Here is a 23030-nt window from a genome sequence, read left to right as displayed (position 1 = left end):
CGCTCGGAAAGAGAGGCTCAGATGTTTGTCGGTGAAATCATGAAAAACAAGGGTGTCGGGGTCATCGCAGTTGCTCCCGATCAGACGATGGTGGAGGTACTGCGGCTGTTTCGAGACAACAATATCGGCTTCGTCGTCGTCAGGCGATCGAACGGCAAATACCTCGGTACGCTGTCGGAGCGGGACTGCTGCAATGCGGTGGCGGAATACGGGGCCGAGGCGGCGGCAAAGCGGGTCGCGGACATCATGAACCGCAATGTGGCGACGTGTTCGACACAGGATTTGCTGCCCGTCGCGATGGGGATCATGACCCAGCGGCGTACACGCCATGTGCTGGTCACGGATGGAGGCGACGTTGTCGGCGTGGTCAGCATCGGCGACGTGGTTAAACACAGGCTCGACGAAGCGCAGCGTACAGAGCAGGATCTGCAGGATTACATATGCGGGACCAGGTATCACTGAAGACGCCAGGGCGGGCAGCTTGCCCCGACCCCAAATCTTCAGACCCCACGCCAGATCCGGCCGGGGCGGTCGACCTCAAGAGTGGCATGCGCCTTCTGAACTTCCACCGCGCATGGATATTCGCCCCGCCGCAGCAGGCTGTTGAGACGCAAGGCTCTATAGTTTTCCGGAACGAAGACGAGGCCCTTGGGAAACTGCCTGTCGACCTTGAGCTGCGCCGTCAGTTCGCCCTGGCCGGAACGCACGATTACCTGATCGCCATCCGAAAGGCCAAGCTCCGCGGTATCCTGCGCGCTCATCGCGACATAGGGATCGTTGGCGACCGTGTTCAGGATGTCCGACCGTTCGGAAAGATATCCGTTGTGGAACAGGCAGTCGCCGGTGATCAGCATGAGCCGGTCGGCTGCTGTCGGGACGGGCGGCGGCGCAGGGAGCATGCCAGCCGATAGTGTCGGCACCGCCTTGGTGAAAGCGCCGTCGGCGCCAAGCCCGTCCTGCGTCAACCCCTGATAGGCCGGAACCAGCCGGGCAATCTCGTCGAAAATTTCGGGTTGCGTCGATGGCCGCAGCGCCTGGTTGCGTAGCGCCGCGACGAAGTCGACAATCGCCAGATTGCCTCGCGCCTCGAAAACGGGCTCACGGAATTTGCGAACATTCTGGATCCGACCCTCGTTGTTGGTGAACGTTCCGGATTCCTCGCCGTAGCCCGCCGCGGGCAAGACGACCTCGGCCATGCCCGCCGTATCCGTGAGGAACGCGTCCTGCACGATCAGGAGATCGGCGGCGCCAAGCGCCCGCGTCACAAAGTTCCGGTCGGGATAGGCGACCAGGGGGTCGGTTCCGACGATGTAGAGCGCGCCCATCCGCCCACCGACACAGAGGTCCAGCATGGCGTCGAGATCCGCGCCGGGTTCAGACGGGATTTCGGCGCCCCAGTTTCGCGCAAGAGTTGCGCGCGCCGCGTCATCGGCGACCGCCCGCAGCCCCGGCAGAGCCGCCGGCAGGACCCCCATGTCCCAGGCGCCCATCTGGTTGGCACGGTCGAAGAGAAACTGCATCGCCGGGCCTTTGCCGAGCAGGCGGAGAACGTACAGCAGGTTGTTGAGCTGCTGCAGCGTCGCGCGCGCTTCGGGTGATCTCAGGAGGTCGACGCTGACAAGCACGGTGACGCTGCGGCCTTCCTTGAGCGCGGCGGCCAGGCGATCCGGCCCGTCACTGCCGGCGCCCGCCGCAGGCCTGTCGATGTCCGCAAAAGCGCCGCCCGGCAAGGCCTGACCAGCTGCCGCCACAAGACCGGCCACCACCGCCGCAAGGCTTGCCGCTTCTCCGCCCGGAGGCACACGAACCACCACCCTTGCATCGGCGTCCAGACGCGATGGCCGCGCCGATAGCATGAGCAATCCGGTCTGCCGCCGCCGCGCCCCGTCCCGCAGCAGGTATTCGGTGACTGGGTTCTCCTCGGTTATATTGCCTCCGACGACGAGCACGCAGTCGTTGCCGATTACGTCGTCCAGCGGCGTGCGGCTGTAGAAAGTTCCCAATAGCGGGCCGAGCGTATCGAAGGGTGCGGCCCAGCGTGACGAACAATCAATGTTGTTGGTCCGGAATACCGTTCGCATCAGCTTCTGGAACTGATAAAGCACCTCGTTGGGCAGGCGAGGCGAGGCTAGCCCGCCGGCATCCTTGCTCTCGACGGCCAACAGTCGCCGACGCAGATAGTCCCCCGCTTCGTCCCAGGAAACCGGAACCAGGGCGCCATCCTGACGGATCATTGGCTGCTTGATCCGGTCCCGGCTTGCAACGAAATCGAGGCCGAAGCGTCCTCGCACGCAGAGAGTTTCGTGGTTGACACCTTCGTCCCACTTCGAGCGCACCCGCATGAACTCGCCCTTGCGCGTGCCCACCGTCAGCTGGCAACCGGTGCCACAATGCGGGCAGACCGTGTCGGTCTCTACGAGGTCCCAGGGGCGCGCCTTGTAGCGGTAGGGGAAGCTCATCAGCGCGCCGACCGGGCAGACCTCGACGCAATTGCCGCACTGGTCGCAACTCGCCAGACTGCCCTCGAAGCCGGTGACGGCGGTATCCATGCCTTTTTCGACGGTGCCTAGCGCCACCGCACCGACGACCTCCTCACACATCCGGACGCAGCGCTGGCACTGGATGCAGCGGTTGACGTTCATGATGATGACCGGGCTCAGACGAATGTCCTCGGAGTGAAACACACGTTTGTCATCGCGGAATTGGCTTTCGCGTGGCCCGTAGGCCATTACCATGTCCTGAAGCTCGCATTCGCCGCCCTTGTCGCAGATCGGGCAGTCGAGGGGGTGGTTGGCGAGCAGCATGTCGAGCATGGAAGAGCGCGTTTCCTCGATCAGAGGCGTGTTCGTCCGCACGACCATGCCATCGGTGGCCGCAGTGGCGCAGGACGGCTGCAACCGCCGCACGCCCTCGATCTCCACCAGGCACATGCGGCACGAAGCCAGCGGCGGCAGCCGCTTCAGATAGCAGAAGGTCGGGACGTCGATGCCCAAACCCTGGGCGGCCTGCAGCACTGTCGAGCCAGCCTCAACTTCCAGCGTTTGTTCGTCGATCGTGACTTTAAGCATGGTTTCCTCACAACCCTGATCCAGCACACTTCTTCAGTGAAACGGGCACCTCCGCTCCTCGACATGGGCGACGAATTCATCTCGGAAATGCGCGAGTGCTGCACGCAATCCCATCGCTGCACCGTCACCCAAGGCACAAAACGTATTGCCGAAAATGCCCTTGCAGAGCATCTCCAACTGCTCCAGATCGCCGGGTGCGCCATCCCCGCCTTCAACCCGGCGCAGGACCTTCACGACCCAGTTCAATCCTTCCCGGCAGGGCGTGCACTTGCCGCAGGACTCATGGTGGAAGAACTCGATGATCCTGGTGGCGACCTTAACCATGCAGGTGCTATCGTCGATCACGATAACGCCAGCCGAACCGAGCATCGAGCCGGCGGCAGCCAGCGAGTCAAAATCCATCCTCACGTCCAGCCCGTGCTCAGGGATGACCGGCGCTGAGACCCCGCCCGGGATCACCGCCTTGATCTTGCGTCCCGGCAACGCCCCGCCGGCATGCTCCTCGACCAGTTCGCGTAGCGGTATGCCCATTGGCAACTCGTAGAGGCCGGGTTTGCGCACCTGCCCGCTGAGGCAGTAGAGCTTCGGGCCGGGGCTTTTGTCCGGGCCGATGTTCCGAAACCAGTCCGGCCCTCGGACAACGATATGCGGCACGCAGGCCAGCGTCTCGACATTGTTGATCACAGTCGGGCTGGCGTAGAGCCCGGCCACGGCCGGAAACGGTGGCTTCAATCGCGGCTGCGCCCGCTTGCCCTCGAGCGACTCGAGCATCGCAGTCTCCTCGCCGCAGATATAGGCGCCTGCGCCGCAGTGGATGTGGACGGCGAAATCGAAATTCGAGCCCAGAATGCCCGTTCCCAGATAACCCTTTTCGTGTGCCTCGGCGATCGCCTTCTCCAGGCGACGGATCGCCGTCACATATTCTCCGCGGATGTAGACATAGGCGGTTTTGGCCCCAATCGCATAGGCGCTTACCGCCAGCCCCTCGATGAGTTGATGCGGATCGCGCTCCATGATGATCCGGTCCTTGAAGGTGCCTGGCTCGCCCTCATCGGCGTTGCAGCAAAGATATTTCGGCTTGTCGACCTGCTTCGGCACGAAACTCCATTTCATGCCCGTCGGGAATCCGGCACCGCCGCGACCGCGCAGGTTGGACTGTTTGACGAGGTTAACGACCTCGTCAGGCGTGTATTCGCGCAGCGCCTTCGCCAGTGCCTGGTAGCCGCCGCCAGCCTCGTAGGTCGACAGCAGGTGACTGTCCGGCACGGCGACATTCTTCAGGAGAACCGGCTCGAACATAGCGCTACTCTCCCTGCGGTCGCGCAGAGGGCTCGATGCTCGCGACCCGTTCCGTCGTAGCCCGCAGGTTGTCCAAAAGTGCATCTATCCGCGCGACATCAAGGGCACCATGGTAATCGTCGCCGACCTGCATCACCGGAGCCATCTCGCAGGCACCGAGGCACTCGACGGAGGAAAGCGTGAACAGCCCGTCCGGCGTGGTGTCGCCCTTCCTAATCGCCAGCGCCGTTTCCAGATGCTTCAGCAGGTCCTCGGCTCCGCACAGCATGCAGGAAACATTGTCACAGAGTTGAAGGTGGAACATGCCCACCGGCTCGGTATGGAAGAGCGTATAAAAGGTCGCCAGCTCGTAGACCCAGATCCGTTCGACTCCGAGAATGTCGGCGACTTCTTCCAGCACCTGACCAGGCAGATGGCCATGCTCCCTCTGCGCGATCAGAAGCGCGGGCATGATCGCAGAGCGCTGGTCGGGATACCGCGCCGCTGCCTCTTTTATCCTTTCGCGCATGGTCATTGCATTCAAATCCCTGCTACTTGTCCACCTCCGCCATCACTGGGTCGAGACTGCCGAGCACGGCGATCATGTCCGCCAGATAGCGGGCGTTGGTCACCCCGAACAGTCCCTGAAGGTTGACGAACGAGGGTGCCCGCACCTTCATCCGGAATGGTTTTGGCGACCCGTCGCTGATGATATAGAAGCCAAGCTCGCCCTTTGGCGCCTCGATCGCCGAATAGACCTCGCCCTTCGGCACCTTGAAGCCATAGGCCGACAGGTCGAAATGCTGGATCAGCGCTTCCATCGAGCAATGCACCTTGTCCTTGTCCACCGGGAAGGCGATTGTTGGCATGTCGATCTGAAACGGCCCCTCGGGCATCTGGTCGAGGCATTGCTCGATGATCCGGACGCTCTCGCGCATTTCCTCGACCCGACATTGCCAGCGCGCATAGCAGTCGCCCTCGTCGCGCGTGATGACGTTGAAGTCGAGCCGGTCATAGATCTCATAGGGCTCGTCGCGACGGATGTCCCAGCCGACGCCCGAAGCGCGCAGGTTCGGACCGCTCAGGCCAAGATCGATGGCGTCCTCGGCGGAGATCACGCCGATCCCCTGCGTGCGCTTCAGGAACACCCGGTTGTTTTCGAGCAACCGCTCATAGTCGCGGATCCGGTTCGGGAAGATGTCGCAGAACTCCCTGATCTTGGGAAGGAAACCGTCAGGCAGGTCCTCGCGCACTCCGCCAACCCTGCAGAAGGACGTGTGCATGCGTGCACCGCTGATCATTTCCAGGAGGTCCATGATCATTTCGCGCTCCCGCATGGCGTAAAGCAAGGCGGTCATGGCGCCGAGGTCCATCGGCAGCGCGCCGGTGATCAAGACATGGCCGGAGATCCGCGCCAGCTCGGCCATCATCACGCGGATATATTGTGCGCGGATCGGTGCTTCAATGCCGAGGAGTTTCTCCACCGCCAGCGCGAAGGCGAGGTTGTTCGACGGTGGACAGAGGTAGTCGAGCCGGTCGGTGAGCGGAAAAATCTGGGTGTAGGTGAAGCTCTCCGCCAGTTTTTCGGTGCCGCGATGGAGGTAGCCGATATGCGGGTCCACGCGCTTGACGTACTCGCCGTCCAATTCCAGGACGAGCCGAAGAACCCCATGCGTGCTGGGGTGCTGGGGGCCGAGATTGAGAAGCACCTCCTTGGTGTCGAACGCTTCGCCTTGCGGCCTGATCAGTTCGGTGACTTCGGTCATTTTAAGTTCCCGGCGTGGAGCGGCCTCCCTTATGGAATGTTCTTGGTGGCGAGGTCGGGCTGCGTCGGTGGCGTGCCTTCGGCGCCAAACGGGTTCAGCTTGTCCTTGTAGCCACGGAGCGGAAAATCCTTGCGCTGTGGGAAGCCCTCGAACCCTTCCCACATGTAGATCCGGCGCAAATCGGGGTGGCCCTCGAACCTGATCCCGTACATATCCCAGGCTTCGCGCTCATGCCAATTGGCGGTTCGCCAGATCCCCGTCACCGACGGGACCCGCGGCGGATCGGCGAGGCGGCATTTGATGCGAACGCGCAATTTGTTCGGTAGCGAATAGAGGTGGTACACCGTCTCGTAGCGTGGCATCTCAGGATAATGATCGACCCCGCAGATGTCCGACAGGAAGTTGAACCGCAACGCCGGGTCTTCCTTCAGAAACCGGCAAAGCTCGACGATCATGTCAGGCGGAGCGGCGAAGGCATGTACACCATGCGCGAAGCCAAGATCGTCGATTGCCTCGCCGAAACGCTCCGTGATCGTAGTGCGGATGAGGGGCGTCTCCACACTCATGACGCTGCAACCCGATCCAGAGGAGTCCCGGCCAGTGCTCGGGATTTTTTGATCTTCTCCTGAAGTAGCAGGAATCCATGCATCAGCGCCTCGGGCCGCGGCGGGCAGCCGGGCACATGCACGTCCACCGGCACGAAGGTTTCCGCTCCCTGCACCACCGCGTAGGTGTTGTAGACCCCGCCCGAGATGGCGCAGGTGCCCATGGCGATGACCCAGCGGGGCTCCGGCATCTGGTCATAGAGGCGGCGTACCACGGGCGCGAACTTCCGCGTTACTGTGCCGGCGATGATCATCACATCGGACTGGCGCGGCGAAGGCCGGAACACCACGCCGAACCGGTCGAGATCATAGCGGGCGCACCCCGCCGAGATCATCTCGATGGCGCAGCAGGCAATTCCGAAGGTCTCGGGCCACAGCGCCGAGCTCCGGCTCCAGTTGATAACGCTCTCGGCCGTGGTGAACAGCACGCTGTCGCGGATCGCGTTGTTTACGCCTCCCATTCGAGTGCTCCCTTCAGCCAGGCATAGGCGAAGCCCACAAGAAGCAGCACTATGAAGACGAACATCTCGACAAAGCCGACCAGCCCGATGTCTTTCAGGACGGCGGCCCAGGGAAACAGGAACATCGTCTCGACATCGAAGACGACCAGCAGGATCGCAAGGATAAAGAACGGCACTCTGAAGCGCCCCGCGGCGGCCTCACCCGCGGCGTCCATGCCGCACTCATAGGGCATGTTCTTTTCGGGATAGGGATTGGACGGACGCAGCAGCGAAGAGACAAAAAGCGTCGCGCCCGTCACCAGAACGACTCCGACGATCATAAAAAGAACCGGCAAGAATTCCATCGCAGCCATATCGCACTGCACCGGTTACCCACTGAGTGCTTTCCTCAGGCCGCGACCGTCCTGTTCAGGACCGTAATGCAGTCGCCCCGGGAAGCAACTTGGGCAATCCTTTCTTGAGCTTTGAGTTTATTCCGTCGGACAGATCATTGCAAATTCAATCGGTCAGCCGCCAACACGGAATGCTGGGCAAGTCTTAAAAACCAGGCGGGAAACAGGCCGATGCCGATGGTGCCCGCAGCAGTGAAGGCGAGCGTCGCGCGCACCAAGGGCGTCAGCGCCGGGTCGAACGTCCTTTCCGGCTCGCGCATGTAGATCACCATGACGATGCGGATATAAAAGTAGGCGGCAACAGCACTCAGCAGCACTGCGATCACCGCCAGCATGACGAACCCTCGCTCGACGAGCGCGACCAGCACGTAGAACTTGGCGAAGAACCCGGCCGTTGGCGGAATGCCGGCGAGCGAGAACAGATAGAGCAGCATCAGAAGCGCGAGCCCGGGACGGGACTTGGCGAAACCCGAGTAGTCTTCGATAACCTCGCCCGAGAAATTGCCGTTCCGCATCATGATGACAGTGGCGAAAATGCCGAGATTCATCAAAGAGTATATCAGCAGGTAGAGCATCACGCTGGCGATCCCGTCGGCACCGCCGGCCACCACGCCGAAAAGGGCGAACCCGGCATGGGCGATGCTGGAATAAGCGAGGAGCCGCTTGAAATTATCCTGCACCAGCGCCACGAAACTGCCGAGCGCCATCGTGACCACGGCAATGACCGCGACGATGATCCAAACGTCCGAGGCTGCTACCAGCGGGTTGAGGAACACCCGCAGGATCACTGCGAACCCCGCCGCCTTGGGGCCGACTGACATGAAGGCGGTGATCGTCGTCGGCGCGCCTTCATAGACGTCCGGCAACCACATATGGAACGGCACCGCGCCGACCTTGAAGACCAGCCCCGCGACGATGAAGACCACCGCCAGCAGCAATCCGGGATCGAGCGGATCGCCGGTGACCGCCGCAGCCATCCCGTCCAGCTGCGTCGTGCCGGTGAGCCCGTAGACCAGCGAAACGCCGTAAAGGAAAATCCCGGTCGAGACCGCGCCAAGGATCACGTATTTCAGCGCCGCTTCGTTTGACCGCCGCTCTCGCCGCAGGAATCCGGTCAGCACATAGGTGCAGAGCACCATCAGTTCGAGGCCCACATAGATCGAGAGGAGATCGGTCGCCGAGGCCATGACCATCATTCCCGAAAGCGCAAAGAGCAGCAGGACATAGTATTCGCTGCTCCCGATCCCCTCGATATCCGCATATTTTCGCGAAAGGAGGAATGTCAGGATGGTGGCCAGGTAGAACACGAACTTGAAGAAGACCGCGAAGCGGTCGGCGACGAACATGCCCGTATAGGCCGGCCGCACCTCGCTCGAAAGAATGAGTGTCGCCAAGGCGGCAATCAGCACGATCGCGACGGAAGCCCAGACCAGGAAATATTCCTGCCCCCTGCGCACAAGCTGTCCCAGGATCAGCAGGATGCAGGCTCCAGTGATCACCACGATCTCGGGCAGGCTTGCGAGAGCCGACTGGAAAAGTGCTGCGGCGGTCATGGGCCGCTCCCCTTATCGTGCACCTGAGCCAGCAGATGCTTCACCGAGACGTCGATGATGCCGAGAAAGGGTTTCGGATAGAGCCCGACCCACAGCACTAACACGGCCAGCGGCAGGGTCGCTGCCAGCTCGCGGGCGTTCACGTCGCGTATCTTGAACCGGACGCCGACGCTGGCCGGACCAAGCGCGACTTTCCTATACATGCCAAGCAGATAGGCCGCGCCAAGCAACGCGCCCAAAACGGCGGCCGCGCCGATGGCCAGGTTGGCCGCAAACCCGCCCGACAGGACCAGCAATTCGCCGACGAACGAATTTGTTCCCGGCAGCGCCATCGACGACAGAGTGAACAGCGCAAGAAACGCGGTATAGACGGGTGCTGCCTTCATCAGCCCGCCATAATCAGCGATGCTGCGGGTATGGGTCCGCTCGTAAATCAAGCCGACGAACAGGAACAGGGCGCCCGTCGTCACGCCATGATTGAACATTTGCAGGATACCTCCTTGGAGTCCGCGGAGGTTCAGCGCAAAAATCCCCATGGTCACGAAGCCCATGTGGCTGATGCTGGAATAGGCCACCAGTTTCTTCAGATCGTCCTGTGCCAGCGCGAGCAACCCGCCATAGACGATCGCAAGCGCTGAAAGCGAAAGCATCAGTGTCGAATAATATACCGACGCCTCCGGCAGCATCGGCAGCGAGAACCGCAGGAACCCATAGGCGCCCATCTTCAGGAGTACGCCCGCGAGGATGATGCTGCCCGCGGTCGGCGCTTGCACATGGGCGTCCGGCAGCCAGGTATGGACCGGCACCATCGGCACTTTGACGGCGAAGGCGATCAGGAAGGCGAAGAACAGCCAGGACTGGACCGGGAACGGCAAATCCTGCGCTGTCAGCGCGAGGATGTCGAAGGTCTCGCCGCCGTTGAAATAGAGCACGATGACACCGATGAGGAACAGGAGGCTGCCCGCCAGCGTGTAGAGGAAGAACTTGAACGCCGCATAGATCCGGCCTTCGCCACCCCAGACGCCGATGATCAGGTACATCGGGATCAGCATCGCTTCCCAGAAAACGTAGAACAAGAACAGGTCGAGCGCGCAGAACACCCCCAGCATCAGCGCCTGCATGGAGAGCAGACTGACCATGAACGCCTTGACCTTGCGGTCGATCGCAACCCACGAGGCGAGCACACAGATCGAACCCAGCAACGCGGTCAGGAACACGAAGAGCGCGCTTATCCCGTCGATACCAAGCGCATAAGTGATCCCGAGCGCGGGCACCCAAGGGCGCTTCTCTGTGAACTGCATCTCGTGGGTCGTGGTGTCGAATCCGGCCAGCATGGCGATGCAGAGGGCGAGGTCAAGGATTGTGACACCCAGCGCTGTCCAGCGCACCGCATCGTCGCCGCGGAGAAACATCAGAACCGCTGCCCCGGCGACGGGCGTGAAAATTATGAAGCTCAGAAGCGGCAATCCCATCGCGCCCCCTACCGCCATACCACGGCGAAGACCACGGCGGCTGCGATCACACCAGCGATCATCGCCAGCGCGTAATGGGTCACGACGCCGGTCTGGAGCCGCCGGAGCCCCCCGCCGCCGCGCAGGATCGAGCGGGCGACGCCGTTCACGATGGCGTCAACGCCGGTGACATCGATCCGCAGTCCCATTCGCGCCGCCCCATGCAGGAAAGGCAACACAGCAGTCTCGGACACGTCGCTCACCGCCTTCTCGTAGCGCGCCAGCGGTTTTCCGGCGATCCACATGAAGACCCGTGCGCCCTTGCGGTAGAACCAATCGGTGTCGATGCTGATCGTGTTCTCGGGGTCGAGCGCCCTGAGGAATATGACAAAACCCAAGGCGGTGAACATCAGCACGCCAAGGCTCTCGGTGACATGGACGCCGGTGTAAGGTTCGTAGTCCACCGGATAGGGCAGAAGATCGTAAAGCGGCTGAGGGAACACCCCGATCGCGATGCAGAGCACCGCCGCCATGCCCATCGCAACCAGCATGTTGCGGGGCGGCTCCCGCGCCTCCAGCCCACGGTCGGTGCCAAAGAACATGTAGTACGGCAGCTTCAGTCCGGTGTGCAGGAACGTCCCCGCCGACGCCATCGTCAGCGCGAGCACCATCACAGCGCGGTGATCCTGTCCGGCGGCGGCCACCACCATCGACTTGGTGACGAAGCCCGAGAAGAATGGAAATGCCGAAATCGCGAAAGCGCCAACCATGTAGAGCGCCACGGTCACCGGCATGGTCTTGTAAAGCCCACCAAGCTCGGTGAGCTTGCGCCGGCCGGTGACGTAAATCACCGCCCCAGCACCCATGAACAAGAGCGCCTTGTAGAGGATATGTGCGAAGGCATGACTGGTGGCCCCGTTCACCGCCATCTCGGTGCCGATGCCGACGCCCGCCACCATGTAGCCCACCTGGCTAACGATGTGATAGGCCAGTAGCCGCCGGCAGTCGTTCTCCAGCACCGCGTAGACGACGCCGTAGAGCGCCATCGCGGTGCCGAGCCAAACGAGAAGTTCAGTTCCCGGAAACGCCCGCGCCAGCACATAGACGGCGGTCTTGGTGGTGAAGGCGCTCATGAACACCGCGCCGGTGACAGTCGCCTCCGGGTAAGCGTCGGTCAGCCAGGCGTTGAGCGGCGGCACAGCGGCGTTGAGCATGAACCCGGCAAGGATCAGGTACGCGCCGACGCCCATCTCGCCTGCGATCGGGCCGAAGAGCAGCGAGCCAGTCGAGAGCCCGTAGAGAATGACGCCGCCAAGTAGGACGACGCCGCCAGTGATATGGACTATGAGATACCGGAACCCGGCGGCGATCGCCTGTCGGCCGCCCTGGGCGAAAACCAGATAGGCAGAGGCAAACGCCATGCCTTCCCAGAACAGGTACAAGGTCAGGTAGTCGCCGGCGAAAACCACGCCAAGCGCGCTGCCGACATAGACGAACGCAGCGACATGCTGGCCGGGGCGCGTCAGGTGCAGAGCATAGACCGTTCCGATCAGCGCCATAATGGTGAAGACCGTTGCGAAGACGATGCTCAGCTTGTCGACCTTCGCGATGAGGATTTCCTGCCCGATGAACGATGCCGCGCCGTAGCTGCCTGACTGCATCGTGAGCACGGTGAGGATCGCAAGTATCGGGATCAGCAGCAGATAGGCCTTGCGGATCGATCCGTTCAGAAAGGGGATCGGCAGGGCACCGAGAATGAACAGCAGGGCGGGATGGACGAAGTCAGTCATAATAGTCCTCGTGCCGCATGAACCCAGCCCGATGGCCGAGGAACTTGGAAACGAAAATCAGCAGCACGCAGGATAAGAAGCCGTAGACGGCCGACCAGCCCGGCAGACGGTCCCACGGGTATTCGGCGTGCTCGCGCGGCACCAGGAAGTCGGCGATGACGATCAGTACGAGCACCAGATAGAAAAGCCGACGCCGTTCGGTCGCATACTTTCCGTCGCCAAAGAAATCGACCAAGCGCTTTATCACCTGACAACTCCTTCCGCCAAGGCGACGAAATAGTCGGGGAAGATGCCCATCGCCACCGACAGGATGGCGGTCGCAACTAGCGGGATCGTCACCATCGGAATTTCACGGACCGTTGCCGGGCTCCCTTGCGCCTCCGTCCCGAAAAAGGCGACATAGCTCACCGGCAGGAAATAAGCGGCGTTGAGGACCGAACTCGCTAGGAGCACGATCAGGAACGCGATTTCCCCCGCCTCCACCGCGCCTCGCGCCAGATACCACTTGCTCACGAACCCCGCAGTCGGTGGCACGCCGATCATGCTGAGTGAGCCGACGAAGAACGCCCCCATCGTCCAGGGCAACCGGCGGCCGATACCAGCCATGTCGCTGATGTTGCGCTTGCCAGACGCGCAATAGATCGACCCGGCGCAGAAAAACAGTGTGATCTTTGAGAATGCATGCGCCGCGATGTGGATGATCCCGCCGACCATCGCGACCGGCGAGAGCAGAACCGCGCCCAGCACGATGTAGGAGAGCTGGCTGACCGTCGAATAGGCGAGCCGCGCCTTTAGGTCGTCCCGCGTCAGGGCGTAGACCGACGCCATCAGAATCGTGAAGGAGACCAGATAGGCCGTGGCGATGCCCAGTCCTAGCCCGTCCACCAGCCCCGTGCCGAACACATGGAACACCAACCGCAGCACGCAAAACACGCCCATCTTGACCACGGCCACGGCATGCAGGAGCGCACTGACCGGTGTCGGCGCCACCATCGCGGCAGGCAGCCATGCGTGCATCGGCATCACCGCAGCCTTGGCGAAGCCGAAGAGGTAGCAGAAATAGACGACGGTCAGCAGCGCCGCCGAAGCATCGCTCCCTGCCAGCAGGCCCCCCGTGACAAAGTCGAGCGATCCCGCAATGTGGTAGGTCAGCGCCAGCGCGGCGAGAAGCAGGCTTTTCGACGCGCCCATCAAATAGACCAGGTACTTGCGGCTGCCCGTCCATCCCTCTTCGTCTTCGTGGTGGTAAACGAGCGGATAGGTAACGAGGGTGAGCATCTCGTAGAAGATCACCAGCGTGAACAGATTGGCGGAGAAGGCGCCTCCGACCGCTGCCGCGAGACTGGCGGCAAAGCAGGCGAAGAACCGGGTCTGTGCATGCTCGTTCAGGTGCCGCATGTAGCCGATGGAATAGATCGCCGCGACAATCCACAGCAGCGACGAGACGGTGGCAAACACCATGCCGAGCGCATCGACCCGGAAAGCCAAGTCAATCCCCGGCAGAACCTCAAACAGGCGCAATTCGACCGTCCCGCCCGCCAGCACCGTGGGCGCCATCGAGGCGACAATTGCGAACATGGCGATTGCCGCCAATGGCGAGACGATATCGCGGAGTTTCTCGCGGTTGTTCAGGAGAAGAACTGCAAGGGCCGCCAGGCCCGCGACGGCGACGGCAAGTAGCGGCCGGATCGATACCACCGGGTCCAAGCCTCTATCCTTTCATCATGGTCACGTCGTCGACCTTGAGGGTAGATTTGTTCCTCACGAGGGCGACCAGGATTCCGAGGGCGACGGCAACCTCCGCCGCGGTGATTGCGATGACGAAGATCGCGAAAATCTGACCGCGGAAATCGGCGTAGTAACGTCCGAAAGCGATGAAATTGATGTTGACCGAGTTGAGCAACAGCTCCAGCGACATCAGCACGACCAGAATGTTGCGCCTGAGCAGCACGCCCGCCGCTCCGATCACGAACAGCGCCACTCCGAGCAAAATATACCACCAGAGCGGAACCATCACCGCTGCTCCTTCTGCGCCAGCACGATGGCCCCGATCAGGGCGGCCAGCAGGATGACGGACGCAACTTCAAACGGCAGGAGATAGTCGGCGAACAGCGTTGTGCTGAGCTGCCTGACCTGATCGCCACCGCGCACGGTGACGGGCTGCGTGAGCGAAAAGCGGCCGCTCCAGAGCACCAGCGCAACCATCTCGATCCCAAGCAGGACGAGCAACACCAGAGCCGCCATGTTGCCGCCCGGCAAGAACCGTTGCAAGACCGCTTCGCGCACATCGATCATCATGATCACGAAGACGAACAGGACCATAATCGCGCCGACATAGACAAAGATCTGGATGACCGCGAGCAGCGGCGCCTCGAGCAAGACGAAGATTGCCGATATCTGCAGGAAGCACGCCATCAACGCCAATGCGCTGTGAACCGGATTGCGCGCCATGACCAGCGTCAAGGCGGTGATCACGGACACCGTAGCGAACAGAAGAAAGAACCCCTGATCCATCGACGCCGACCCTCCGACGCGAACTGCTACCCGGCGCGAGACGGCCGGATTTGAGATTGCGCCGCAACTTCCGATGCGTTCAAAAATTGTGCCCTAAAATCGGATTTTTCACAAGATTATTGTCATTGGCGGAGCAAGACCGGGTCGGTCCGGATGTGGCGAAGGTCGCTTGCGAAGCGCGCGCTTTCGATAGCGCCGTACCGATTTCATTGTTCCATAGGCAAATGGCTTGAGCCGGTCGGTACCGACGTTTTGTTACGGCGTAGTGGGAAATTTCTTCCAAATAACACCGGCTGTTCCGCCGAAGTTACAAGTCTCTGTGGCTTCAGGCCCCCGCACCCAAATCTTTCCCTCCAAAAAACAAAACGCTCCTCGTGGAGCAGCCCGCTCGGCGGGCAATCGAGTCACTGGATCGATTGCTTATTGGAAGCCGCTGGCAAACACGCATGCCCGTAGGGCCGCCGGCAATGAGATCGAGGACGAACATCGCTCCGCCGCTGCGGCCCGACTCTCGGAGATCAATCTCGCGAACTGCCGCGTCTTTGCCTAGCCAGCCGTCCGGGCGGCCATTACGCCGCCGGTGGCCGATGCGGCATCCCCACCCCTTGCGCCTCGGCTACGAAAGTCGTGCCAGCGCAGGTCGATTGACGCTGGCTGGGTTCAAGACGATGATGCGAGAACAGTATTTCGTCCTCTTGATCGACGAGCCCGGGTCCTTGGGACAATTCCGGCACTCCTGCCGGCGGACATGGACGAGCGCCGAAAGGCCTTCGAGGCCCTGCGCGAGCTGCTGGTGTCGTCGGGCGTTGGAAGCCGGCGGGAGCCGATTGCCTCGATCGTGTGGCCGAGCTGTTCAGCCTCGGCAAGGAGGAATTCGGCAGCAACCCAGTCCGCGGACCGGCAAGCAAGAGCGCTCGCGTTCGCAACGCATCCTGATCGAAGCAGAGGGAGCTTCCCAATGACCGACCTTTCCACGACCAAACCTGAACAATCAAAATACGACCGACTGATTGCCGCTGCACGGGAGGTTGCGCCTGCCGTCACGATCGTGGCGCATCCCTGCGACGAGACGTCATTGCAGGGCGCGCTTGACGCCGAGAACAGACTGATCGTACCGGTCCTGGTGGAGCCCGCCGCAAGAATTCAGACGGTGGCCGCGGAGAATGGGCTTGATCTGAAAGAGCACGAAATCGTCGACGTTCCAAATAGCCACGCCGCTGCGGCGAAGGCAGTCGTCCTGGTACGAGAGGGAAAGGGCGAGTTCCTCATGAAGGGCAGCCTCCATACGGACGAACTGATGCGCGACGTCACGGCCCCCGCCACCGGCCTGCGCACCGAACGCCGCGTCAGCCATATCTTCGTGATGGATCTGCCTGACCACGCCGACACGCTCTTCATCACCGACGCGGCGATCAACATCTCTCCCGACCTCGATGTTAAACGCGACATCGTGCAGAATGCAATCGACCTCTGGACGACGGTCGGGCTCGGTCAGCCCCGTGTGGTGATCCATTCCGCCGCCCGGCGGCGTGTGACACAAGTGGCGGCCTGAACCATGGACGCGATCCTTGTCGTCAACGCCGGCTCGTCAAGCCTAAAGTTCCAGATCTTCGAGATCGCCGACACCGGCCCCAAATGCGGCATTCGCGGCCAGATGGATGGCATCGGAGTACGGCCCCGTCTCGCGGCGAGCGCCGCCGACGGGACGGTCCTGGTTGATCGTCGATATGCGCCGGAGGTAGTCGACCACCTGCCGGCGGCAATCGCTGAAATCCGTGCGTGGTTGCTGACCCTTAAGGGTTTCACGCTCCGTGCCACTGGTCATCGCGTCGTTCATGGCGGCCCGGACTATGCGAAACCGATCCTCATAGACCGCGACACACTCGACAAGCTTGCGACTTTCCAGGAGCTTGCTCCGCTGCACCAGCCGAACAACCTCGCGCCGATCCGCCTCGCGATGGAAATCAATCCGGATGTGCCGCAGGTCGCCTGTTTCGACACCGCTTTCCATCGCGGCCACGCCCCGCATACGGATTGCTACGCCTTGCCCTGGGACTACTACGAGCACGGAGTACGACGATACGGCTTTCATGGCCTGTCCTACGAATACATTGCCGAGCGGTTGGCCGAAGTCGCGCCCGGAATCGCCGGTGGACGCATCATAGTTGCCCACCTCGGCAGCGGTGCGTCCATGTGCGCGCTGATGGACGGACGCAGCCTTGAGACTACGATGGGCTTCACTGCACTCGATGGCTTGCCGATGAGCACCCGCCCGGGCCAGATGGATCCCGGCATCGTGCTATACCTGCTCGATCACAGAGGAATGACCATGGGGGAGGTTACGGACCTTCTCTACAGGGCGTCCGGTCTGAAGGGGCTGTCAGGCATTTCGGCCGACATGCGCGATCTTCTTGCCAGCGATGACCCGCGTGCGGCCCTCGCCATCAATCACTTCGTCCATCGCTGTGCGCTCAGTGCCGGCATGCTTGCCGCCGCGCTTGGAGGTCTTGACGCTTTCGTCTTTACGGCTGGCGTCGGGGAGAATTCGCCGCCAATCCGCGCTCGCATCGCCGAACGGCTTGCCTGGCTGGGAGCCGAACTCGATCCCGCGGCCAACGAAGCAGGCGCGGTGCTCATTTCCACTTCTGCGAGCCGCGTCGCGCTCTACGTCCTGCCGACGGATGAGGAACTGATGATCGCCCGCCACACGCTTGCACTCATAGCAGCACCCTGAAACCAATGTAATGCGCATGATCAACCCTTTCGGCCCGAACAAAACAGCCGCCGACCCCTTGATCCCGCCAAGTTGAAGTAATCCAGCTCGCCTTCGCATTCCCGGAAGAAACCAATTGACAACGAAGGCGAGAGTTGGCATCCGCGGGCGTGAGGCGATAGAATCCAAGCGGCATCCAATCTAAAGCCAGCCCCCTGAAAATCCCGCACGTCTCAACCCGGTCACGATGGGCTTGCATTGGCGCATGATGTTCCAGAGCAAGCCGGTCCGATAGTTTTCGATCATCAGCACCACCGGTCCTTGGTCGATGCCGAAGTGATAAGGGCTTACCCACCATCCGGCTTGACTGTTTTCCACCGCATATGTCTGGTTAAACGACGGTTTGAAGCCGTAAAGCCGCGTCATACCGAGCTTCATCCGCGCAAAGTTGCGGACAGTTGGCACGACAATCTCCGGCGCGAACGGCAGCGAGGCGACAACGACCCATGGCGCGATAGTCCCATCGTCAGGTCCGAAAGGAGCCCCGCGGGCAACGTAGTCGAAGAACTCCCGATCGACCCCAGCTATCGTCCGCTTGCCCCAACCCGGGCCGTCGCATGCGGTGAACCCCCAACAATGTTCGCCATACCCTACAAAGTTCATCGGGTTGCGGATTGCGTATTGTTGCTGGATATATGTCGCATGCCGACTGTTTTCGAAATAGTCGGTGCCATGGTGGCGCATGAACGCATCGCGGATGCCTCGAAAGTCTATCCACATGTGCGACAGTTGATGGGTAAAAAGCGGTCCTGAATACAACAATTCGCGGCCGTAGATATTCCGCCATTCGTAGGTTTCGGTGTAGGCGGCATAGCACTCGGGCGGCAAAGGGTGAGTTGGGGATCCCAGACCAATGATGTAGAGCAGCAGGCCTTCATCATAGCCACGCCACCGATAGGGGATGAAGCCACTCTCTGGACGCCAGCCATGCGTTAAAGTTGCACCGCCATCGCAGGCCCAATTCCAGTCGGCGCGCTCGTAAAGCGCCATCGCGAGCTGGCGGATTTCAGCCTCAGCGGCCGTGTCGCCATCAAAGTAGGTGGCAACGGTCAAGGCACCTGCGAACAGGAAAGCCGAGTCGATTGTCGACAACTCGCATTGCCAAACCCGGCGCCCCGTTTCGATGTCTAGGAAGTGATAAAAAAACCCTTTGTAGCCGGATGAATCCGGCTCCGGCCCCTGCGGGCATGCCATCAGGTATCTCAAGCGATTGCGGGTGATCTTTGCCGCAAATTCGCGTATGAGGACGCCGCGTTCTACAACCACGGGGATGGTCGCCAACGCCATGCCGATCGCCGCGATGCTTGCCGGGGCGTTCGGTTCTGTCTTGTCGCGCACCAGGCCGTTGTCCGGGTTTGTGCATTGGAGATAGTACAAAAGAGTGGTGAATTGCAGCCGAGCGAGGTCCTGGTCCGTTGGCATGCGGTCGAGATCAGCGTCGGTTGAGAGCATTTCGGGCATGGCCGCTAACCAACTATGATGTGGACGTTATGTATGCGTCCGTCATCCACGAGCGAGACGGCTTCGTTCGCGACTGGTTCACCGTCCAGGGTGACGGAGTGCACGCCTCGGCCGATGCCCTTCGCGTTGTCGAAACGGATGCGGTAGGTCGCTGATCCATATCGGTATGCGATCTCATAGGCCGGCCAGCCTGCCGGAACGCACGGCTCGAACCGCAGAAACGGCCCTTGCTGGCGAAAGCCGAGGATCGCCTCGAGCGCTACGCGGTAGAGCCAGCTGGCCGATCCGGTGTACCAGGTCCATCCACCGCGCCCAGTGTGTGGCGGCGCGCCATAGATATCGGCGCTGACCGCATATGGTTCCACCTTGTAGCGTTCGACTTGATCTCGCGTGGCGCCATGACAAATCGGATTGATCAGGTTCCAAAGCTTTAAGGTGAGATCGCCGTCGCCTTGCAAAGCGGTCGCCCAGACAACCCAGGTTGCCGCATGCGTGTATTGGCCGCCATTTTCACGGATGCCGGGGACATAGCCCTTGATGTAGCCGGGCTGTAGCAAGCCTTCGTCAAAAGGCGGGTCGAAGAGTTTGATCAGCTTGTCCTCTTGGAGGACCAGCCGGTCGTGGACCGCACGCATCGCGTTTGAAGCTCGTCCAGCATCGGCTTCGCCCGAAATGACGGCCCAGGCCTGCGGGATGGCGTCGATCTGGCATTCGTCGTTCAGGTCCGACCCGAGCGGCGTGCCATCGTCAAAATAGGCCCGGCGATACCAACCACCGTCCCAGGCGTTGGCCTCAAGGGCTGTGCGCAGCGCCTCGACTCGCTCGCGGCACCAGGCGGCTCTGCTTTGATCTCCACGCGACACTGAAATCTCGGCAAATGATTTCAGGACCGTGAGGAAGAACCAGCCGTTCCAGACGCTCTCTCCCTTGCCTTCGGCGCCGACCTTGTTCATGCCGTCGTTCCAGTCACCGGTTCCCATGAGAGGAAGGTCGTGGCTGCCCAATCGATAGCCATGCCCCAGCGCACGGATGCAATGCTCGTAGATAGAGCCGGACTGTTCGCTGGTCGCCGGCTGGTTGAAGTCTTCCTCCTGGTCTTCTTTCAACACCGGCGACGTGATGAAGGGAACCATCTCACCAAGCAGTTGAACGTCGCCCGTCGTGGACACGTAGTGGTGAACGACCAGAGGCAAGAAATAGAGGTCATCGGTGATCCGGGTACGCACGCCGATACCGGATGGAGGATGCCACCAGTGCTGGACGTCCCCCTCCTCAAATTGCCGTGCTGCCGATCGCAGGATCTGGGAGCGGGCCTCGCTCGGAGCGCTGTAGACCAGAGCCATCACGTCCTGGAGCTGATCCCTGAAGCCGTAAGCGCCTCCGGACTGATAATTGGATGTACGCGCCCAGACACGGCACGCCAGAACCTGGTACAGCAACCAGCGGTTCATCATCAAGTTCATCCCGACATCGGGCGTGGTCACCTGGATCGAGTTTAGAATATCGTCCCACTGGCGGACAACAGCCGACAGGCTACTGACCGCACGCTCGGAGTCGGCATGCTCGTGGACCAGCTTGCGGACTTCATCGAGGTCGGTAGTCTCTCCCAAGACAAAGACGATTTCTCTGCTTTCGCCGGGTGACAAGGAGATATCCACCATCAGCGCAGCGCAGGGATCCAGCAATGGACCGAACCGTTCTGCAAGATTGGTTCGCAGCATAGCCGCTGGCTGAAATACGGAACCATAGTTGCCAAGAAACTCCGCGCGGTCAGATGTCGCCGAGCGCGCCGGCTGACTGGCGGCTGCGAAAGCCAGCTTCCCGGCAAAGGCTCCGCCCCAGGGGTTTCTGGCGACGATGGCGCCCGACCGCGTATCCCGCGTGCAGACAATCCGCGTCGCCGCGTCTTCGCGGTGGGTCCCAAGTACCCACTCAGCGAAATAGGTTGCTGTGACGTGCCGAGCCCGAACATCATTGTTAGTAAGCCTGAGACGAATGATCTTGACCGGATCGTTGAGTGAAACGGAGACCGTCAGCTCTTGATCGAGGTGACGGCAGTGACCGATATAACGGCTGTAGCCTTGGCCGTGACGAACGGTCACCGCCGCACCAGGACCGATAGGCAGGGGTGTCGGCGTCCAGATATCTCCGGTTTCCTCATCCCGCAAATAGAGGACTTCGCCCGGCGCATCCGTAACCGGGTCGTTCGACCACGGTGTTAGCCGGTTCATCTGGCTATTCTCCGACCATGTGTAGCCGAGACCGGCTTCAGTCGTCAGACAGCCAAAATGCGGGTTTGCGATCACGTTGCTCCAAGGCGCCGGCGGCAGGGCGGCGGCTTGGGGTTTGAGCGCGCTCACGTGCACCACATACTCCTGTCCATCGGCTGTGAAGCCGCCGAACCCATTCCAGTATTGCAAATCCTCGGCTGGTTTAGGCGGAGGGGCTGTGGGTTGCTCGCTCAGCCCAGTGGTGATGTTGGGCGAAAGAGGTGACGTGGCCGGGAAGGGCCGGTTGAGTTGATCGCTGAGTTCACCGCCGGTTCCCAGCAGGACGATGCGCGCCGCCGCGGCGATGGTAGCCAGGTGGTCGCTTTCGGTACCGGGCTCGGAAAGGATAAAGATTCCGCCGGGTTTGCCGATCATGTCCGCTTGCGGGCCCGATTGCAGCTTTTCGGCCAGCCGCTTGGCGCTTTCTGCACCGCCCCCGTCAAGCAGGATCAGGTCAAATCTCAAGCCCCTCCGTCGAGCGAAATCATGGCCCATCGTCACCTGGCGAACGAGCGCATGATCCCCATCGCCATCCGCGCGGACCAGCACGATCGGGAGGTCGCCGGAGATACCTTGAGCCCAGAGGGCCGCTTGATCCCATCGATCTCTCGGGATAACGGGCGCCTGCCGCATGGCCTGGTTCGCAAATGCGACGCTCCCGGCCAGCCGATTGAACAGCGAGATATCGTCGGGCTTCAGGTTCAGTGTCCGGAGCTCGCTTTCGTATTTCCTTGACGCATCGGAGAAAGCTCGTTCGACCGCGTCGAACTTGGCGTATCTCTCGGCGATGCGCTGCACGGCCGACTGATCGTCTGCCGCTCCTGTGACGAAGGCGACGCGCGCGTCGGCGCCTCGCGCCAGACGAACCGTTCGCCGCAGACAGAAAATCGGGTCGAGGACAGGGCCGGTTGTTCCGGAGAGCGATGCGCCCACGCCGAATACCGAGGGGTTGGTTATCGTCCGGCCTCGGCCAAGAAATCTCAGCCGATCGGTTTCATATTCGGCCGCTTCGGCAGACGGCACGTTCGATGAGGAAACGTGAACTGCCCAAGTGGCTTTCTCCCCGGCAGCACGTGGCCTGCGGCGGGCAAACAGAGCGCCTGTCGCCTCGTCAAACCGGGTTTCTATAAATAGCTTGGCAAAACCCGGATGCGCCATATCCGCGCGACGATTGATCAGGCAGACCTCGGCATAGCTTGTCAGTTCGAGGGTTCGTTCCCGTGTACCATGATTCATGATCATGAGCACACGCACCTCCGCGTCCACATCGGACGCGACACAGATCTTCGAGACGATTTCAATGTCACCGGCGTGACAGACAAATTCGGCCCTGTCTCCGTGAAAGGCGTGCTTGTAGACATTTAAAGGGCGAAATATTGGCTGCTTTCCGATGGACCAGAGATCGTTGTCCGTCAGATCCCTGATATAACAAAATTGGCCCCAGCAATCGCGGGTGCTGTCCTCGCGCCACCGGGTAATGTCAAGGCCTTGCCACATTCCGTAACCGGCCCCGGCGGCCGTGACCAGCACACTATACCGATCGTTGGAAAGCAAGGCGACCGCGGAGCCGGGATTCGCCGGCTCCGCGATATTGTCATGTCGTGCTGCGTCGGACGTGCTCGTTGCCACTGGAACCTCCGTTCGATTG

General features: G+C 61.4%; 18 protein-coding genes and 1 pseudogene. 3 read left to right on the top strand and 16 right to left on the bottom strand.

All coding sequences use genetic code 11. The features are described from left to right. Positions 1-21 precede the first annotated feature (21 nt). On the top strand, positions 22-462 hold the full coding sequence (locus U5G49_RS19605) for a CBS domain-containing protein (protein WP_018243737.1): 441 nt from the start codon (positions 22-24) through the stop codon (positions 460-462). Positions 463-500: 38 nt separating this feature from the next. On the opposite strand, the gene nuoG is transcribed toward U5G49_RS19605, so the two are convergent. The 14 genes from nuoG to U5G49_RS19535 all read right to left on the bottom strand — a co-directional run bounded on the left by nuoG (position 501) and on the right by U5G49_RS19535 (position 14878). Beyond that, positions 501-3068 (bottom strand): NADH-quinone oxidoreductase subunit NuoG, encoded by a 2568-nt coding sequence (gene nuoG, locus U5G49_RS19600; protein ID WP_193446708.1) that lies wholly within the window; start codon positions 3066-3068, stop codon positions 501-503. Positions 3069-3101: 33 nt separating this feature from the next. Beyond that, on the bottom strand, positions 3102-4367 hold the full coding sequence (gene nuoF / locus U5G49_RS19595) for an NADH-quinone oxidoreductase subunit NuoF (RefSeq protein ID WP_193446709.1): 1266 nt from the start codon (positions 4365-4367) through the stop codon (positions 3102-3104). 4 nt (positions 4368-4371) lie between these two features. Further along, positions 4372-4881 (bottom strand): NADH-quinone oxidoreductase subunit NuoE, encoded by a 510-nt coding sequence (gene nuoE, locus U5G49_RS19590; RefSeq protein ID WP_018243734.1) that lies wholly within the window; start codon positions 4879-4881, stop codon positions 4372-4374. Positions 4882-4897: 16 nt separating this feature from the next. Continuing rightward, positions 4898-6112 carry an NADH dehydrogenase (quinone) subunit D gene (nuoD, locus tag U5G49_RS19585; protein ID WP_193446710.1) on the bottom strand — a complete coding sequence of 405 codons (1215 nt, stop codon included), beginning with the start codon at positions 6110-6112 and terminating at the stop codon, positions 4898-4900. Between the two features lie 29 nt (positions 6113-6141). Continuing rightward, positions 6142-6678, bottom strand: coding sequence for an NADH-quinone oxidoreductase subunit C (locus tag U5G49_RS19580; protein WP_131703620.1), 537 nt, complete (start codon positions 6676-6678; stop codon positions 6142-6144). Then, positions 6675-7178: a NuoB/complex I 20 kDa subunit family protein gene (locus U5G49_RS19575; protein ID WP_017961917.1), complete on the bottom strand. Its 504-nt coding sequence runs from the start codon at positions 7176-7178 to the stop codon at positions 6675-6677. The genes U5G49_RS19580 and U5G49_RS19575 overlap by 4 nt, the downstream gene beginning before the upstream one ends. Next, positions 7166-7531: an NADH-quinone oxidoreductase subunit A gene (locus tag U5G49_RS19570; RefSeq protein ID WP_018243731.1), complete on the bottom strand. Its 366-nt coding sequence runs from the start codon at positions 7529-7531 to the stop codon at positions 7166-7168. The genes U5G49_RS19575 and U5G49_RS19570 overlap by 13 nt, the downstream gene beginning before the upstream one ends. 134 nt (positions 7532-7665) lie before the next feature. Beyond that, positions 7666-9123, bottom strand: a complete 1458-nt coding sequence (locus U5G49_RS19565) for an NADH-quinone oxidoreductase subunit N (protein ID WP_193446711.1) — start codon at positions 9121-9123, stop codon at positions 7666-7668. Further along, on the bottom strand, positions 9120-10595 hold the full coding sequence (locus tag U5G49_RS19560) for an NADH-quinone oxidoreductase subunit M (RefSeq protein ID WP_018446421.1): 1476 nt from the start codon (positions 10593-10595) through the stop codon (positions 9120-9122). The genes U5G49_RS19565 and U5G49_RS19560 overlap by 4 nt, the downstream gene beginning before the upstream one ends. Positions 10596-10603: 8 nt before the next feature. Continuing rightward, entirely contained in the window at positions 10604-12364 is a 1761-nt protein-coding gene (locus U5G49_RS19555; protein WP_193446712.1) for a Na(+)/H(+) antiporter subunit D, read from the bottom strand. Further along, positions 12357-12611: a hypothetical protein gene (locus U5G49_RS19550; protein ID WP_193446713.1), complete on the bottom strand. Its 255-nt coding sequence runs from the start codon at positions 12609-12611 to the stop codon at positions 12357-12359. The genes U5G49_RS19555 and U5G49_RS19550 overlap by 8 nt, the downstream gene beginning before the upstream one ends. Further along, a complete protein-coding gene (locus U5G49_RS19545; protein WP_193446714.1) occupies positions 12608-14071 on the bottom strand; it encodes a monovalent cation/H+ antiporter subunit D family protein in 1464 nt (487 codons plus the stop codon). Before U5G49_RS19545 ends, U5G49_RS19550 begins: the two co-directional genes overlap by 4 nt. 4 nt (positions 14072-14075) lie before the next feature. Continuing rightward, complete coding sequence (gene nuoK / locus U5G49_RS19540) at positions 14076-14378, bottom strand: NADH-quinone oxidoreductase subunit NuoK (RefSeq protein ID WP_017961910.1); 303 nt, start codon at positions 14376-14378, stop codon at positions 14076-14078. Continuing rightward, complete coding sequence (locus U5G49_RS19535) at positions 14378-14878, bottom strand: NADH-quinone oxidoreductase subunit J family protein (RefSeq protein WP_017961909.1); 501 nt, start codon at positions 14876-14878, stop codon at positions 14378-14380. Before U5G49_RS19535 ends, nuoK begins: the two co-directional genes overlap by 1 nt. 958 nt (positions 14879-15836) lie before the next feature. Here U5G49_RS19535 and U5G49_RS19530 point away from each other — a divergent pair. After that, a pseudogene (locus U5G49_RS19530) lies at positions 15837-16397 on the top strand (phosphate acyltransferase); the annotation flags it as partial. A 36-nt stretch (positions 16398-16433) separates the two neighbouring features. Continuing rightward, positions 16434-17612, top strand: a complete 1179-nt coding sequence (locus U5G49_RS19525) for an acetate/propionate family kinase (RefSeq protein ID WP_193446716.1) — start codon at positions 16434-16436, stop codon at positions 17610-17612. 180 nt (positions 17613-17792) lie between these two features. Here the strand turns inward: U5G49_RS19525 and U5G49_RS19520 are convergent, their stop codons facing one another. Beyond that, entirely contained in the window at positions 17793-19112 is a 1320-nt protein-coding gene (locus U5G49_RS19520) for a glucoamylase family protein (protein ID WP_193446717.1), read from the bottom strand. Between the two features lie 5 nt (positions 19113-19117). Then, positions 19118-23011, bottom strand: a complete 3894-nt coding sequence (locus U5G49_RS19515; protein WP_193446718.1) for a GH36-type glycosyl hydrolase domain-containing protein — start codon at positions 23009-23011, stop codon at positions 19118-19120. Positions 23012-23030 lie beyond the last annotated feature (19 nt).

The sequence above is a fragment of the Rhizobium indigoferae genome, from assembly GCF_034554815.1.
GTDB classification, from domain to species: Bacteria; Pseudomonadota; Alphaproteobacteria; order Rhizobiales; family Rhizobiaceae; genus Rhizobium; species Rhizobium leguminosarum.
The sequence above is the reverse complement of the archived record's forward strand: the minus strand, read 5'-3'. Positions and strand labels throughout refer to the sequence as shown.